Below are 16,599 nucleotides of genomic sequence, written 5' to 3' on the forward strand. Positions count from 1 at the left end.
TTGGGGCACGGGCCGCTAGGCGGCCTGTGGTTGGACATTGCTGCACCAAACCACTATGCGGGTTGGGGTTCAACTTTGCTGCGCTGAAGCGGGTCGAGCGAAGCCAGCGCTTCGCGGAGCTGCCAATCAGCGCTGCAGTATCATCGTGCAAAAACTATGATCATCGAGGGGGGATGATGGGGACAAGCCTGCTCCAAGAATTTCTGAGTTTGCGACTTCTGGATATCGGTGCCGAGGACGCTCGCCTTGACAAGCTCGAAAGCACCTGCGTCGAACTTGCTCTGTCGTACGCAACCAATCCTCAAAGCGCTCTGCCACCGCTCCTAGCGGCGTGGGACCCGAATGCTGAAGCGGACCCCGCGCTGCTAGAAATTGCTACGGTCCTCCAAGGACACTGGCCAACATTCCGGGGGGCGTTTTCCGGTGAACCGCTGACACTGTACCGAGCGGTTGTGCTCGAGTCGGTCATGCGGGCGATGGAATTGCAGTCCTCGCTTGCAGTCGCAGTGAGCCTAGTTGCCGCCAACGTCCTCCCACAACTGAAGGTTGGACAAGAAACTCCCATCCTCAAGATTCTTGTTGGACGAGCAGAAGCCCTCACCACTGTGCGGCTTGAACAAGCTTGGCCGCAACAGGATGGCGCGGGGACTAACCTGGCATCTATGGCTGTACCGCCTATGAATAGCCTGAAGAGAATTGACGAGAGCACCTGGTTCGCGCAGGTAGCCGCTGCGGCTGGCCCACATACAAACAAAGGTGACGTGGCTCTTAACAGTCCGAACCCACACTGGACGAATCAGACAGGGGGCTGGTCATATGAATTTGCTGACCGCATGGCTCCGATACTTGCGGACGTGCATGACAAGGCCGCCGGAAATGCGCTGCGAGTCGCTGGGAGTGCTTTCAAAGCCCTGGTGGATGCTGTAGCAGCTAAGCTCAACGAGTTCGTAGAAGCTGAACAGGCACGCAGCAATCAGCGAGAAGCAGCCAGTCGCCTCCTATGGTGGCGCCAAAGCCTCTACTCCGAGACTGCGGAGAAACCGTACCGCAAACTGCCCGTGGCGCTTGTCGTATGGCACATGGCACTGGACATCTCTGACCTCCTACCGGAGGTGTACCCGCGTGCCGTTGAGTCACTGCTATTCGAGTCAGTGCTCGCGGTCACGGAAGCTCAGGGCGACGTCGAGTTGACTCTGAAAGAGCTACTCCAAGTGGACGGTGCGACCTCGCAGCTGGCACAACTCCAATGGCTCATGGAGCAGCGAACGTCCGCCTCAAGGACTCTTCTGGTTCAGGCGCTGGCGAACTCCTATGCCGCACGAAATTCCGAGCTGCCCAAGCTCGGGATGGACACTGAACTCAAGATGCCGCCGGGCGATTGGGCGATTTGGCTCCTCCGTGAAATCAAAGCGCTCGAAACGCTGGCATCTCCCGGTGCGGTCAAACAGGAAGCGGAGGCGGCGTGAGCCTCAAATGTTCGCACAGCGCGTGCCTTGCCCCAGATGAACTCGGCTGCAAGGTAGGAGAAAGCTCCTTGCAGCAGTGCAAGTATTGGCAAAGCAGCCGCGAAGTGCTGGAAAAAGCTGCGGTAGCCGAGATTGACGACAGCGCTCGGCTTCCCTGGACAGGGAACGCCATGGGCGCAGGCGACATCGGATTCCTAGGTGGCGCAAGCCGCACACGTCTGGTAGGCGTCTTCGGGGTTGCAGAAAGTGGTAAGACTTCTCTATTGGGTGCGTGGTACCTGCTCTTGGGTCGCGGCATCGGCCCCAAGGGCATTTCTTTCGCCGGTTCACTGACTCTTGAAGGTTGGGAGAACATCGCCGGGAACCTGCGCTGGAACGCCACGCATGGACCATCGTTTCCGCCGCACACGTCCAGCGGCGCTGGCAGACATCCCGGGCTGCTGCACCTGGATCTGCAGGTCGACGGTGGCCGGCATGACCTGCTCTTTGCAGACGCGCCTGGGGAATGGTTTAGCCGTTGGTCAGTCCGCCGCGATGCGGAGGACGCAGCTGGTGCTGCCTGGCTATCGGGCGCCGCAGATGTACTCTTGGTGATTGCCGACTCCAAAGAGTTGGCTGGAGAGCGGCTCGGGACAGCTCGGGCGAATCTGCTCAGTCTACTGCGAAGGGTGGGCGCTGAGCGGCATGGTCGCCCCGTGGCACTCGTCTGGACTAAGTGCGACGTTGCGGTCGGCGAGCAAATGCGTAGCGCCGTGAAGCATGCTGCCGACTTGGCGCTAGGCACTTACGAGACGTTCAGTGTGAGCATGCACGCTGCCCCCGGGCAGGAGCCGTATAACTGCGGCCAGGGCCTGCTGGAATTACTCGATTGGCTTGTGCGCGTAGGTGATGTTACGTTCCCCAAGACGGTGTTGCCGAATCCGGAACAAGACTTGCTGCGCATCGTCGGAGGCGTCCATGCTTGAGGCAGCTCTGAAGATTGCCGTATTCGGGAAGTCCAACGTAGGCAAGAGCCACTTTGGCGCACAGCTCATTGGGCGGCTGAATGCAGAGAGCGGGTTGTTACGGATGCGCGGTGCTGCTCCAGACCTGGGCGCCTTCGAGGAGGTGGTCCAGTCGCTCAGTAGTGGTGTACCCGGCGCCCATACTTCTGCTGGCACGTACACCGAAACACTTCTTCCTGTACAAACTGCCGACGGCACTGCAATCGATCTGAACTGGCCTGACTACGCGGGCGAGCAAGTCAGTCAACTCCTGGAGGACCGGCGTGTTCCGGCTTCCTGGCAGGAACGGGTGGAGGCTGCCGATGGGTGGATTCTCATGGTTCGTCCCAGACACGTCCCTTTAGGCAATGACATCTTCTCCAAGCCACTTAGCGACTTGCAGGCGTCGCGATCTGGCGGTGCCGTCGAGTGCTCGCCGCAGGCGCGGCTGGTGGAACTTCTGCAGATGCTGGTCTACACCTCCCGTGCACGAACCGGCAAACGAAAGCCCGCACTCGCAATACTGCTTTCGTGCTGGGACGAGCTTGAGGCGCCGCTGGGAGTCACTCCCGCCGCAGTGCTGCGCAAGAACTTGCCGATGCTGGCCGATTACGTCAGCAACAACTGGAGCGAGGAACGCCGAATCATTCTGGGGTTGTCAGCAACAGGAGTTGCGCTCTCCAAGGCGGCGCCCAACCAGGACTTTATTTACAAGGGCGCAGAAACGATGGGCTGGGTTGTTGATGCTGATGGCGAACACTCCCCGGATCTGACGCTGCCTATCGCCAAGCTCGCTGTGGCAATCCAGAGCTGATGCGAATTCACAAAGCATGGTACGGCCCCAAGGGCGGGCACGCGCTGCTGTATTGCACAGACCCTGGCCTGCAGTCGACGTTCAGACAGGCTGCTTGGCTCACGGACTTACCGGGCAATGCTCCGACCGGGCTGACCTGGGCTCCCTACTTTCGCACCGCAATTCACGATGACTACTTCGTGCTGGTGCATACGCGACCCAGCCAAGCCTCAGACAGAGCTGGCATGGTCGATTCGGTGGCTGCATTCGTGCCACTGAACGAGCTACCTCAAGTTCCCGACCTGAGAGCGTTGGCTTCAAACGTGCGGGAGTCTCACGACAACCAAACGCCGGCCCCCTTTGAGGCAACCGCAGACGCGCAGGAGGTGACGGGCACGCCGCAACCAATGCTTCTGAGCATCGCTGAAGCACTGATTTCGGCGACCGCGCGGCCGGTAGTGCATGTCGGACAAGAGGGTTTCGATGAAATCATGATGGACCTTCTGCAACTGGTTCCAAGGCAGCTACGCAGGGAGATTCTGTTCAGCCTCAGTTTTTCTCCGGGAGAACCTGGCTCACCATTCGCCGTGGCAACACCGCGTGAGCAGGCATCGCGCTTTGCGCCAGCGCAAGTGCTCAAGCCGTCTGAGACGAGCCCGACAGCGCGTGTGGCGGCTATTCTGAATCGGCAAGAAGGCAGGCCTTTGCTGGAGTTCGTACAACAAGCCGGCTTTGACTTGCAGTCACCTGGCGCGTTTATCCTGTTGGAGCGGGCCTTCCAGCTCTGGACAGATTCGACGAGCGTTGAGAATGCAATCACCTTGGTGCGCCTTTTGGCAGCCAAGTCGTCCGATGTGCCAACAGCGCGCGAGCTTAGGGGAGCAGCACTCGACCGCCTAATATCGACTTCGGAACAGTGGACGCCAACAGACGTTCTTGCAATGCGCAACCTGCAACTCGAGCGCTTCGAATCCGACGCGCTGGCCCAAGCACTGCAGGATTGGATAGTGCGAAGGGTGGGCAGCATGCGTGGCCTGCTGCCTGAAGACCATCAGCTTCTTGCACAAGCGTCACGCGCAGCGGCGCAGCAGAATTGGTGGAACCAGCGGGCTCAAGGTGGGCTTGCGTTGGCGTGCAATGCAACGCCTGCCGCGATGAGCTCTCTCGCATGGGGCGCGATTGTGGCCTTGCCGCAAGACATCGAGCCGGTTATCAGCTTCCTCCTAAAGCAGACGTTGCTGACTGCGCTTTCGGAGAACACGCCGACCACTTTGGCCACCGCGGTTGCCCAGAAGGTAGCGCAGGTCAGTGCAGGTCATCAAGCGTGGGAGCTGTGCGGCGCAGCTTTAGCCGCTGCATACTCCCCTGCCGAAGCACTGCGCGAAGTCCTCAAGGTCGCGACGACGAAGGTCGCGCGGCGGGCTGCCATCGAACAGGCACTCAAAAACGCAACGCCCACCGAGCTTTTGGCACTCGCAGTGAGCGAAGACCTAGAAGAGGTTACCGTCCTGGCGGCTAAGGCCGTGGTGAGCCGTCCCAGCCTGATCGGGGATTTCGATTGGACCTCTCCCGTCTGGTTTGACATCCTGCAGCGTGTTGTCGACAAGCGCCGCAGTGCCGTGGCTGAGGTGCCCAACCGTGTAAAGGGGCTTCAGAGCATCATCACGGCGAGTTTGACTTCCGAGCGCATCTGGACTCCTCTGGTCAACATGGGCTTGGCGGACCTCTCGAAGGTGCCTAACCGAGCTGATGCTTGGGAACTCATACCCAACAAACTCCAGAGGGACACCCTCTCACTCACCGCCAAAGGCTGGATTGCCTCACTACTCGATGGCTCCGCACAAATGGCAGCACTGGAGGAACCACTAGGTGGCGAAGCGCGAAAAATGCTTCGAAGCTCCAATGTGCTGACAACGGTTGCCCAGAAACACCCAGCGCTTTTCATCAGTGTTATCAATGAGGTGCACCCGTGCAGCGACCACGACTGTGTCAGCCTGCTCGATTCCTTCGCCAGCAATGGACGATGGCTGGCACCTGCGCTAGCCTCGGCGATTGGTGCTCTTATCAGGGAGCGACTCTGGCGTTCAGCAGCTTCGCGCGCTGCGAGTTTGGCTCAAACGCGCGACGAGTTCCTTGTAGTTTGCAAAGAGTGCTTGGACGTTATGTCGTTGTGGGACTGGTTTCCATTGTCTCTGCGCGTTGGCAGGGCCTTACAGGTCCGTGAGGACGATGCCTGGAAAATTTTCGAGGAGACGCTGGCAAAGCTGTATCCCAGCGGCCCTACCGACCAAGAGGTCTGGAGCAGAAGCGGCGGGCGCAACGAGGAGCTAATTCAAGAAGGGAATGGCATCGCACAGTGGCATCGCTGCCTCAAGCAAGTACGCTCGGGAAATGGGCCACTGCTCTCTAAGTTGCTGAACACGGCTCTTCAGGACTTCAGCAACAACTCTGTACTGCAGATTTTGCGCGACAACCGCGCGTTAGGCTAGGAACGTGAGCAAGTCTTTTCACTCGGGTCGCGCTTTCATCGTCGGGATCGGCGACTACGACAATCTTTCGGACCTGGGACTTGCTCCCGTTTACGACGCTGACGACGTCGAGAAGCTGCTGGTTAGCCCGAAGCACTGCGGTTACCCCACAGCCAATGTGCGGATTCTTCGAAATCGTGAGGCATCCCGCAGTGCAATCATCGCTGGCCTCCAGGAATTGGCCGCCCAGTCTCAGCCCAATGACACAGTCGTCGTCTACTTCTCGGGCCACGGCGCGCAACGCACGGCAGGCCCAGATGTGGGGACATACCTGTGCCCGCCCGAATTCGACAGCACGCGACCGCGCGAGACAGGCATCGAAGCAGAGGAGCTTTCGGACCTGCTCCAGGGAATCAAGGCCGAGCGCCTGCTTGTCCTGATAGATGCCTGCCGCTCCGGAGCGGTGGCCCGCATCAAAGCCGAGGAAGGCGAGGATTTATTGAAGTGGGAGTTCGGCGGCCAGCGGCTTGACAAGCTCGCTGTTGGCAACGGGCGCGTCATCATCTCTGCAAGCGAAGCACACCAGAACTCGATGATTCTCGGGCGTTACCGCAACAGCCTATTCACCCACTTTGTGCTCAAGGGCCTTCAGGGCGGCGTTGACGACCGCTCGGACGGCCTCATTCACGTTCTTGACCTTTTTCACTATGTCGCACAACAGGTCACTACCGAGCGTGGCGACCAGAACCCAGTGCTGACAACGAGGACGCAAGACAACTTCCCGGTTGCGCTGCGTAAAGGAGGTTTGCTCAAGTCCGAAGATGGGTCTGGCGACGACGCCAGGGAGCAGGAGCCTGGCAATGCGGGGGCGGACCCAAAAGAAGTCGAAGACCTGATGGTGATCCTGTATCCGCAGGGCCCCACTGACCGAGAGATTTGGTCACGTGCTGATGGAGACATTGCAAGCCTACGTGCAGGCAGCACAGGGCGTGCCGCCTGGCATGCTGCACTGCGCACGCTCGCCCTGGGCGGTGGCGGCGCTATCACGATGGACTCCCTCCTGAAAGAAGCAGCTGCTGAATACGGAAACAATCCTCAATTGCGCAGCCTGCTTGACGCCCGACGATCTTGAGCCCTAAGCGATAACATGAGGGAATAAAGTCAAGAGCCACCGCATTTCAGCGACAGGGAAGATGTCGCTGAACGGGGGACAACGCCAAACTGGCGGCTACGTAGCAATCTGCCGCCCGCTGCCGTAGATGGCTGCTGTCAGCCACTGTGTGGTCGGCTACTCGACGTAGTTGAAGGACTGCAACCACTCCCAGGACGAGGGAACAAGAGGGGCCGCAATACGTCGCAAGCAACTCCACTCTTGACCGTCTGTGCTTCCCCAAAAGCTCACCCGTTGGGTCACCGCGATGTGGCGAAAACCCAAACTAGCCGGAGTTTCACGCAGACGCCCCCTTGAGGAACAGGGCTTCCAGCGTGGGCGCGATGCTGGTGCGGGCCACGCGGCCATTGCGTTCGGCGTCGACCAGGCCGCAGAACAGGCCGCCAAAGGCTTCGCTCAGGGCGGCGGCCGAGATGTCGATGCGAAACGCGCCTTCGCGCTGGCCGCGCAGGAAGAAGGCGTCCATGCGGTGGGTGAACTCGTCCCACTGCGCGGCTTGGGCCGGGTTGTCCAGCGCATCGGGCCGCCAGTAATAGATCATGAACGCCATCAGCTCGCGGTGTTCCAGCTGCGCCGCGATGAGCTTGGGCAGCACCTGGATGGGCGAGCCCTCTTCGATCTCCACCAGGTCGGCCGTGGCGTGCAGCAGCGCCGTGCCGTGCGCCATCAGCCGGTCGATCAGCTCCTCCCGCGTGCGGCAGAAGCGGTAGAGCGTGGCCTTGCTGATGCCCACCGCCTTGGCCAGTTCCTGCAGCGAAGCGCGGGGCTTCTGCACCAGCGCCAACGCCAGGGCGGCGAGCAAACGGTTGTCATCCGGTGCGGACACGGTCATCTCAAAGTTCCAAGGTGGTGAGGGAAAAGTCGCAGCAACAGGGGATCTGCGCCCCCAACTTTGCGCACACGGGTTCAATTTTACGCCCTCTCACCCGCAATGACCTTACAAAGAATCATGTGAATCACATTTGATTCATTTGATGCAAATGAGTGATAATTTTTCCCTACCCGATTCACGGGTCCTGCACAGAACAGCATGAGGGAAGAAGATGGCGTGGAATGAACGGCGGTTGCCGGTGGCGGTGGCAGCAATGGCGGTGGCGGGCTTTTTGACGGCTTGCAGCCAGGGGCATACGGAAGCCGGAGGCCCGCCGGGCGGCCCGGCCGTGGTGGAGGTACAGGCCGCGGGCACGCGCGCCTTGTCTCTGGGTGAGGAACTGCCCGGGCGCGTGGAAGCAACCCGTGTGGCCGAAGTGCGCGCCCGGGTGGCGGGCATTGTGCTGAGCAAGAACTTTGTGGAAGGCTCGGACGTCAAGGCCGGGCAGCTGCTGTTCAAGATCGACCCGGCCCCCTACCGGACGGCGCTGGCCCGCGCCAAGGCCGAACTGGCAAAAGCGGAAGCCGCTGTGGCCGACGCCGATGCCGTGGTGCGGCGCTACAGCCCGCTGGCCAAGCTGGAGGCCGTGAGCCAGCAGGAGTTCGACACCGCCCAGGCCACGCTCAAGAGCGCCCAGGCGGCGCGCCAGTCTGCGGTGGCCGATGTGGACACGGCGCAGCTGAACCTGGACTACACCAGCGTGGTGGCACCCATTGCCGGGCGCATTGGCCGGGGGCTGGTGACCGAAGGCGCCCTGGTGGGACAGAACGAGGCCACGGCCATGGCCGTGATCCAGCAGCTGAACCCCGTCTATGTGGACTTCACCCAGGCCGCTGCCGAGGTGATGAAGGCCCGGGCACAGGGCGCCGCTACGGCGGCCACGCGTCTGTCGGTCACCATTGAAGGCACCGACCAGACGCGCGACGGCAAGCTGCTGTTTGCCAATGCCTCGGTCGACAAGACCACCGGACAGATTGCGCTGCGCGGCGAGTTTGCCAACCCCGACGGCCTGCTGCTGCCCGGCATGTATGTGCGCGTGAAGATGGCCAACGCCGAACCGACCCAGGCCGTGGTCGTGCCCCAGCGTGCCGTGAAGCGCGCCGCTGACGGCAAGCCGCTGGTGATGGTGCTGGGCCAGGACGGCAAGGTGGCTGCGATGCCAGTGGAAACCGGGCGCATGGTGGGCCCGGACTGGCACATCACCGCCGGCCTGCAGGGGGGCGAGCGGGTGATTGTGGGCGGCGCCCCGGTCAACCCTGGCGATGCGGCCACCGCCGCCGGTGCCCCTGAAGCACCTGCAGCAGCTGACGCACCGGCAGCGCCCGGCGCATCTGCTGCCGCTCCTGCGGCTGCGGCAGCGCAAGCGCCCGCTGCGCAGGCCGATGCCAAAGGATCTGCCGGCACCTGAGTCGTGACCCAGTCCCCGGGTTTCCGGGGCACGCGCCTGCGGGCGCTTTCAAGCACTGAGCATCCATGTCCAAATTTTTCATTGGACGGCCCAACTTTGCCTGGGTTGTCGCAATCTTCATCACGCTGGCTGGCGTGTTGTCCATCCCGTCGCTACCGGTGTCACAGTTCCCGGTGGTGGCCCCGCCGCAGATCACCGTGGCGGCCACCTACCCTGGCGCTTCGGCCAAGGACGTGTCCGAATCGGTGACCAGCATCCTCGAAGAGGAAATCAACGGCGCCAAGGGCATGCTGTACTTCGAGTCGTCCAGCTCCAACGCCTCGGCCGAGATCACGGTCACCTTCAAGCCGGGGATGGACGCCGACCTGGCCCAGGTGGACGTGCAGAACCGCCTGAAAAAGGCCGAAGCACGCCTGCCGTCCGCCGTGACCCAGCAGGGTCTGCAGGTGGAGCAGGCCAATGCCGGCTTTCTGCTGATCTATTCGCTGCGCTATAAGGCCGAGGACAGCAGCAAGGACGTGGTCGAGCTGGCTGACTACGCAGCGCGCCGCATCAACAACGAGATCCGCCGCATCCCCGGTGTGGGCAAGCTGCAGTTCTTCAGCTCCGAAGCCGCCATGCGCGTGTGGGTGGATCCGCAGAAGCTGCTGGGCTACGGCCTGTCGATTGCCGACGTCAACAGCGCCATCGCGGCGCAGAACGTGCAGGTGCCGGCGGGCAGCTTTGGCAGCCGCCCCGGCACGGCCGAGCAGGAGCTGACGGCCACCTTGGCGGTCAAGGGCATGCTGGAGTCGCCCGAGGAGTTTGGCCGCATTGTGCTGCGCGCCAACACCGACGGCTCCGCCGTGCGCCTGGGCGATGTGGCGCGCCTGGAAATCGGCCGCCAGGACTACAGCGTGGAAAGCCGCCAGGACGGCCGCAAGGCCGTGGCCGCCGCGGTGCAGCTGGCGCCGGGCGCCAACGCGCTGCAGACCGCCGATGCGGTCAAGGCCCGGTTGAACGAGCTGTCGGCCGCCTTCCCCGCCGACATCGAGCATTCCATCGCCTACGACACTTCGCTGTTTGTGAAGGTGGCCATCGAGAAGGTCATCTACACCCTGCTGGAAGCCATGGTGCTGGTGTTCCTGGTGATGCTGCTGTTCCTGCAGAACCTGCGCTACACCTTGATCCCGACCATTGTGGTGCCGGTGTGCCTGATGGGCACCTTCGCCGTGATGTCGCTGCTGGGCTTTTCCGTCAACATGATGACCATGTTCGGCATGGTGCTGGCCATCGGCATTCTGGTGGACGACGCCATTGTGGTGGTGGAAAACGTCGAGCGCATCATGACCGAGGAAGGCCTGTCCCCGGCCGCGGCCACGGTGAAGGCCATGTCCCAGGTCAGCGGTGCCATCGTCGGCATCACCCTGGTGCTGGCCGCCGTGTTCCTGCCGCTGGCGTTCATGAGTGGCTCCGTAGGCGTGATCTACCAGCAGTTTTCGCTGTCGCTGGCGGTGTCCATTCTGTTCTCGGGCTTCCTGGCCCTGACGTTCACGCCGGCGCTGTGCGCCACCCTGCTCAAGCCGGTGGCCATGGGCCACCACGACACCAAGCGGGGCTTCTTTGGCTGGTTCAACCGCAGCTTTGAACGCCTGACCGGCCGCTTTGAAGCGCTGAACCACCGGCTGCTGCGCCGCACGGGCCGCTACATGGTGATCTACGCCGCCCTGGTGGGCGTGCTGGGCTGGATGTATGTGCGCGTGCCCGAGTCGTTTGTGCCTTCGGAAGACCAGGGCTACATGATTGTGGACATGCAGCTGCCCCCCGGCGCCAGCTACGCCCGCACGGAAGCACTGGTCAAGGATGTGGAGCAGTACCTGGCGGAACGCAAGACGCTGTCGTCGTCCTTCTCGGTGCTGGGCTTCAGCTTCTCGGGTACCGGGCAGAACGCGGCGCTGGGTTTTCCGACCTTCAAGGACTGGTCCGAGCGCAAGGGCGCGGGCGAGTCTGCGGCCGACGAGGCTGGCGCGCTGAACGCCCGCTTTGCGGGCAACCCCGACGGCACGGTGATGGCGGTGACCCCGCCGCCCATTGAAGGCCTGGGCAATGCGGGCGGCTTTTCGCTGCGCCTGCAGGACCGTGGCGGCGTGGGCCGTGAGGTGCTGACCCAGGCCCTGGGCACGCTGCTGTACAAGGCCAACACCTCCCCGGTCATTGCCTACGCGATGATGGAAGGCCTGGCCGACGCGCCCCAGCTGCGCCTGGATGTGGACCGCGCCAAGGCCCAGGCGCTGGGCGTGGGCTTTGACACCATCAGCACCGCCTTGTCGACGGCCTTTGGCTCCGCCACCGTGAACGACTTTGCCAACGCCGGCCGCCTGCAGCGGGTGGTGGTGCAGGCCGATGTGCGCGACCGCTCCACCCCGGAGAGCATCCTGACCCTGCACGTGCCCAACCGGGCCGGCGACCAGGTGCCGCTGAGCGCGTTTGTGACCGCGCAGTGGGAGAACGGCCCGGTCCAGATCTCGCGCTACAACGGCTACCAGGCTTTCAAGATCGGCGGCGACGCCCGCCCGGGCTACAGCACCGGTGAGGCCATGGCCGAGCTGGAACGCATCATGAAGGAGCTGCCCGAAGGCATTGGCTACGAATGGACCGGCCTGTCCTACCAGGAACGCTTTGCCGGTGCCCAGGCGCCCATTCTGTTTGCCCTGGCCATTCTGGTGGTGTTCCTGCTGCTGGTGGCGCTGTACGAAAGCTGGGCGATCCCCGCCTCCGTCATGCTGATCGTCCCCATCGGTGCCCTGGGCTCGGTGCTGGCCGTCACGGTGGCGGGCCTGACCAACGATGTGTACTTCAAGGTGGGGCTGATCACCGTGATCGGCCTGGCGGCGAAGAACGCCATCCTGATCGTCGAATTCGCCAAGGCGCTGCGCGAGCAAGGGCTCTCCCTGGTGGAAGCCGCCGTCACGGCCGCGCGCCTGCGCTTCCGCCCGATTGTGATGACCTCGCTGGCCTTCATCCTGGGCGTGGTGCCGCTGGTGATTGCCACCGGCGCGGGCGCTGCCAGCCAGCGTTCGCTGGGTACGGGGGTGATCGGCGGCATGCTGAGCGCCACCTTGCTGGGTGTGGTGTTCGTTCCGGTCTTCTTCGTGTGGGTGCTGTCCCTGCTGGGCGACCGCAAGGGCAAGAAGCAGCAGGCTGATGCAGCCGACGGACAAACTGCCCCTGCGGCAGCGGAGTAACTAGGCAATGAACAAGCAACGGACATTTCAAACCCTGCCCCTCGGGGCCCTGGCACTGGCGCTGACACTGGCCTTGGGAGGCTGCTCCCTGGCCCCGACCCTGCAGACGCCCGAAGCCCCCATTCCCCAGCAGTGGGCCGGCAACGTGCCCACCGCTGCAGCCAGCGCCGCCGTGGACTGGCAGGACTTTGTGACCGACCCCACGGTGCGCAAGCTGGTGGAGCAGGCGCTGCACAACAACCGTGATCTGCGGCAGACGCTGCTGAACATCGAGGTGGCGCGCGCCCAGTACCGCATCCAGCGGGCCGACCGCCTGCCGGGCCTGAACGCCCAGGCCGGCGGCACCCGCCAGCGCACCCCTGCCGATCTGTCGGCCGGCGGCGCGGCCAGCATCGGCAACACCATCCAGGCGGGTGTGGGCATCACCTCGTTCGAGCTGGACCTGTTTGGCCGCGTGAAAAGCCTGTCGGACGCGGCGTTGCAGGACTATCTGGCAACGGAAGAAGCCGGGCGCGCCGCCCGGCTCAGCCTGGTGGCCGAGGTGGTGCAGGCCTACCTGACCCGCGACAGCGCCCAGCGCCGGCTGAAGCTGACACAGCTGACGCTGGCGGCCCGGGAACGTTCGCTGGAGCTGATCGAACAGCGCCGCCGCAACGGTGCCTCCAGCGCGGTGGACTACCAGGAGGCCCTGGGCCTGACCGAGCAGGCCCGCGCCGACTTCGAGCGCAATGCGCGCGAATTCAGCCAGGCCACCAATGCGCTGGCACTGTTGGTGGGCGACCACCAGGCCGTCGCCGCGCTGCCGGTGGCGGTGGCCACCGGCCCGCTGGTGCTGCAGCAGCTGGTGCCGGACATGCCGGCCGCCCTGCTGACCCGCCGCCCGGACATTCTGGCTGCCGAACACCAGCTGCAGGCGCGCAACGCCAACATCGGCGCTGCGCGGGCGGCTTTCTTCCCCAGCATCTCGCTGACGGGCTTCTTCGGCAGCTCCAGCGCAGACCTGTCGCGCCTGTTTGAAGGCGGGCAGCAGGCATGGTCCTTTGCCCCGCAGCTGACCTTGCCCATCTTCGATGGCGGCCGCAACCGCGCCAACCTGGACGTCGCCAAGGTCCGCAAGGACATGGCGGTGGCCAAGTACGAAGCCACCATCCAGACGGCGTTCCGGGAAGTGGCCGATGCACTGGCCGCCACGGACACCTTGCGCCGGGAAGAATCTGCCCGCCAGGCCTTGGCCGCCAGCAGCACCGAAACCATGCGCCTGTCTGAGGCACGCTACCGCGCCGGCGTGGACAGCCACCTGCGCTACCTGGATGCGCAGCGCAGCAACTACACCAACCAGGTGGCGTTGATCGAGGTGACCACCCAGCGCCAGACGGCCCTGGTAAGCCTGTTCCGCGCCCTGGGCGGCAGCTGGTCAGCCGCCCCCAAGGCGGATGCCGGGAACAGCTGATGGCGGTGCAGCACACCGCTGCACGGGGCGGGATGGGGGTGGGGGTCGGGCCGCGCCCTGCCCCACTCCCCTACTGCCCCACAGACCTATCCCTGCCGCCTGCTGCATACAAGCGGCGGCCTTCTGAAACACCGCAGGGGACCCGGCCGCGTGCCGGGTCTTTTTGCGATGGCCCGCGATGACGCGCGCTGGCGCACGATGGCGCACCACCCCGCCAGCGACGCGGTAACCTCACCGGCCCAGCCTGAAAACACGATATGACCGATCTGCTGACACTGAAAGGCGGCCCGCTGGACCGCGCTGACCTGCAAGCGCTCCAGCGCACCCGCAGCGGCAAAGGCATTCGCCTGGAGGGCTGCGAATTGGACGATGCCGACCTGTCGGGCCTGGACCTGAGCGGGGTGCAGTTCAGCGAATGCACGTTTTCCGGGGCCCAACTTGAAAAGGCCGACCTCTCCCGCACCACCTGGAGCCGCTGCCGCGCAGCCTTTGCCCAGTTCGACATGGCCAACCTGACCGAAGCCCGGTTCGACGGGGGCGACTTCAACAACGCGTCGTGGACGCGCGCCCGCCTGGCGGCCGCCACGTTCAGCGAGGTCAAACTGACCGGTGCGAAGTTCTACCAGGTGCAGTCTCTGGGGTTGACCCTCCAACGCTGCCTGCTGGTGAATGCGGACTTGCGGGGCATGTCGTTTCGCAAGCTGCGCCTGGAAGGCCTGAACTTCGCGGGTGCCGACCTGGGCGGCTGCGACTTCTCCCAGGCCGTGTTTGCGGGCGGCAGCCTGCGGGATGCCAACCTCCGGAACGCCAACTTCACCTCGGCCGATGTGCGGGATGTGGAGCTTGGCAAGGTCCAGGTCGGGGACCTGCAGCATCACTTCAAAGGCGCCATCATGTCCACGGACCAGGCGGCGGCCATCGTCGCGTCTCTGGGCGTGACCGTGCTCTGACGGGGTGGCCCCTCCGCTGGGGCCGGATATTGGGGCAGAACGCCAGGGCAGCGGCCGCCCTGCCCTCTCCTGCCTCATTACCCGCCAGCGCCTCGCTAGCGCCTCGCCAACGCTCCACTGGTCGCGCGGCACGTGCCCCGTCACACGATGGTCAGCACATCCGCCACCGGTTTGCGGGGCTTCTGGGGCCAGTTGCCGGGCTCTGGATGGCCGACCACCACGATCAGCACCGGCAATTCCGTGCTTGCCAGGCCCAACGCCTGCGCAACCTGTGCGGCGTCAAAGCCGCTCATGGCGCACGAGCCCAGACCCATGCTTTCGGCCGCAAGCATCAAGGTCATGCCCGCCAGGGATGCGGAGCGCACGGCCTCATCCCGCTGCAGCGTGCTATTGCCCGTATGGCTGCGGTGCGCCTGCGACTGCCAGGCTTCGGCCATGGCCTGCGGCATGAATCCCGCCTGCACGCTGGGAGCCAGGGCCGATGCCAGTTGCGTGTGCGCCTCCAGCGTCCCGCAGACCAGGAAGGCGGCCGAGGCATCCGCAATCTTCTGCTGCCCATAGGCCGCAGCCTGCAGGCGGGCCTTGGCCTCTGGCGAGCGGGCCACCACAAAGCGCCAGTTCTGCAGGTTGTAGGCCGACGGAGCCTTGGTGGCCAGGTCAACCAGCGACGCGATGGTGGCATCGTCCAAAGGACGGTCGGGCTGGAAGCTGTTGACGGAAATGCGGGATGCGATGGCAGCTTGGACGGACAGGGTCATAGGGGTAACGGAAGAAAAAAGGGGTCGAGAAAAAATGATCGAAGTGATCGAGGAAGTGATCGGAAAAGTGATCGGGAAAGTGATCCGGGAAGTGATCGCGAAGGTGGTCGGATCAAAGGAGAAAGCTTGGCCGTGGCAGTGCGCGCCGCTCTAGGGCTTGCGGCTTGAAGCCCATTGCACGCCAAAGACACTGGCCAGCACGACCAGCAGCCCCAGCAGCGAAGCCCCGGTCATGGACTGGGACAGCAAGGCCCAGCCCAGCACGACAGCGGTCAGCGGGCTCAGCAGGCCCAGCGACGCCACGGCCACGGAAGGCAGACAGGCCACACCGCGAAACCACAGCACATAGGCCACGAGGGCGCCCGCCCCGCTGAGGTAGGCATAGGCGGCCCATTGCACCCCGGTCAGCGTCGGCAGCGGGGCATCTGCCAGCCACGCCACCGGCGCCAGCATCAGCCCTCCCAGCACCAGTTGCCACCCGGTCATGGACAGCACAGGCAAGCCGATCTGCCAGCGCCGGGTCAACCAGACGCCCGTGGCCATGGACACCGCCCCCAGCAAGGCCGCAGCCATGCCAATCGGCTCAAACACGGTCTGCGGCGACAGCAGCAGCACGGCCATGCCGAACACACCGGCCGCAGCGCAGCACACCGCCACCACGCCCGGTGCACGGCGATCGACGGCCCAGGCCAGCAGCATGACCAGCAGCGGTTGAATCGCCCCCAGCACTGCCGCCAGGCCACCGGGCAGGCGATAGGCCGCCACAAACAGCAGCGCCTGGAACACGCCGATGTTCAGCGCGCTCAACACCCACAGCCGCCACCAGTGCTGCCTGTGCGGCAGCTGCCGCGTGATCAGCAGCAGCAACAGCCCGGCGGGCAGCGCCCGGATCAGCGCGGCGGTGAAGGGCCGGTCCGGCGGCAGAAACTCGGACGTCACGATGTAGGTGGAGCCCCAGATGACAGGGGCGCACGCGGTCAGCAAGGCGTCGCGCCAGGGGTGGGGAGAAATGTCGGCAGGCATGTGTTATCTTCAAATCAAGACAATTCATTGTGCA

The 16,599-nt window shown here is 63.9% G+C and carries 12 protein-coding genes; 9 read left to right on the forward strand and 3 right to left on the reverse strand.

Annotated elements, in window-relative coordinates:
* Window positions 1-62: 62 nt before the first annotated feature.
* The 5 genes from CT3_RS12880 to CT3_RS12900 all read left to right on the forward strand — a co-directional run bounded on the left by CT3_RS12880 (window position 63) and on the right by CT3_RS12900 (window position 6,842).
* The gene (locus CT3_RS12880; RefSeq protein WP_115594650.1) at window positions 63-1,466 is read left to right on the forward strand and encodes a GTPase-associated system all-helical protein GASH; all 1,404 of its coding nucleotides are present in this window, start codon (window positions 63-65) and stop codon (window positions 1,464-1,466) included.
* 68 nt (window positions 1,467-1,534) lie between these two features.
* Entirely contained in the window at window positions 1,535-2,431 is an 897-nt protein-coding gene (locus CT3_RS12885; RefSeq protein ID WP_066533118.1) for a TRAFAC clade GTPase domain-containing protein, read from the forward strand.
* Entirely contained in the window at window positions 2,424-3,263 is an 840-nt protein-coding gene (locus CT3_RS12890) for a TRAFAC clade GTPase domain-containing protein (protein ID WP_066533119.1), read from the forward strand. The genes CT3_RS12885 and CT3_RS12890 overlap by 8 nt, the downstream gene beginning before the upstream one ends.
* Window positions 3,263-5,731, forward strand: coding sequence for a GAP1-N1 domain-containing protein (locus CT3_RS12895; RefSeq protein WP_066533121.1), 2,469 nt, complete (start codon window positions 3,263-3,265; stop codon window positions 5,729-5,731). Before CT3_RS12890 ends, CT3_RS12895 begins: the two co-directional genes overlap by 1 nt.
* A gap of 4 nt (window positions 5,732-5,735) precedes the next feature.
* Window positions 5,736-6,842, forward strand: coding sequence for a caspase family protein (locus CT3_RS12900; RefSeq protein WP_066533126.1), 1,107 nt, complete (start codon window positions 5,736-5,738; stop codon window positions 6,840-6,842).
* 316 nt (window positions 6,843-7,158) lie between these two features.
* On the opposite strand, the gene CT3_RS12905 is transcribed toward CT3_RS12900, so the two are convergent.
* Window positions 7,159-7,713 (reverse strand): TetR/AcrR family transcriptional regulator, encoded by a 555-nt coding sequence (locus tag CT3_RS12905; RefSeq protein ID WP_066533127.1) that lies wholly within the window; start codon window positions 7,711-7,713, stop codon window positions 7,159-7,161.
* 211 nt (window positions 7,714-7,924) lie between these two features.
* Between CT3_RS12905 and CT3_RS12910 the strand changes: the two genes are divergently transcribed.
* From CT3_RS12910 to CT3_RS12925, 4 genes are all read left to right on the forward strand, one after another.
* Complete coding sequence (locus CT3_RS12910; RefSeq protein ID WP_066533133.1) at window positions 7,925-9,160, forward strand: efflux RND transporter periplasmic adaptor subunit; 1,236 nt, start codon at window positions 7,925-7,927, stop codon at window positions 9,158-9,160.
* 65 nt (window positions 9,161-9,225) lie between these two features.
* The gene (locus tag CT3_RS12915; protein WP_066533135.1) at window positions 9,226-12,384 is read left to right on the forward strand and encodes a multidrug efflux RND transporter permease subunit; all 3,159 of its coding nucleotides are present in this window, start codon (window positions 9,226-9,228) and stop codon (window positions 12,382-12,384) included.
* Between the two features lie 7 nt (window positions 12,385-12,391).
* The gene (locus tag CT3_RS12920; protein ID WP_066533140.1) at window positions 12,392-13,834 is read left to right on the forward strand and encodes an efflux transporter outer membrane subunit; all 1,443 of its coding nucleotides are present in this window, start codon (window positions 12,392-12,394) and stop codon (window positions 13,832-13,834) included.
* Between the two features lie 257 nt (window positions 13,835-14,091).
* On the forward strand, window positions 14,092-14,784 hold the full coding sequence (locus tag CT3_RS12925) for a pentapeptide repeat-containing protein (RefSeq protein WP_083520216.1): 693 nt from the start codon (window positions 14,092-14,094) through the stop codon (window positions 14,782-14,784).
* 140 nt (window positions 14,785-14,924) lie between these two features.
* Here CT3_RS12925 and CT3_RS12930 read toward each other — a convergent pair whose 3' ends face one another.
* The gene (locus CT3_RS12930; RefSeq protein ID WP_066533142.1) at window positions 14,925-15,542 is read right to left on the reverse strand and encodes a nitroreductase family protein; all 618 of its coding nucleotides are present in this window, start codon (window positions 15,540-15,542) and stop codon (window positions 14,925-14,927) included.
* A 150-nt stretch (window positions 15,543-15,692) separates the two neighbouring features.
* Window positions 15,693-16,565 (reverse strand): EamA family transporter, encoded by an 873-nt coding sequence (locus CT3_RS12935; protein WP_066533144.1) that lies wholly within the window; start codon window positions 16,563-16,565, stop codon window positions 15,693-15,695.
* Window positions 16,566-16,599 lie beyond the last annotated feature (34 nt).

This window comes from Comamonas terrigena NBRC 13299, from assembly GCF_006740045.1.
Taxonomy (GTDB): domain Bacteria; phylum Pseudomonadota; class Gammaproteobacteria; order Burkholderiales; family Burkholderiaceae_C; genus Comamonas; species Comamonas terrigena.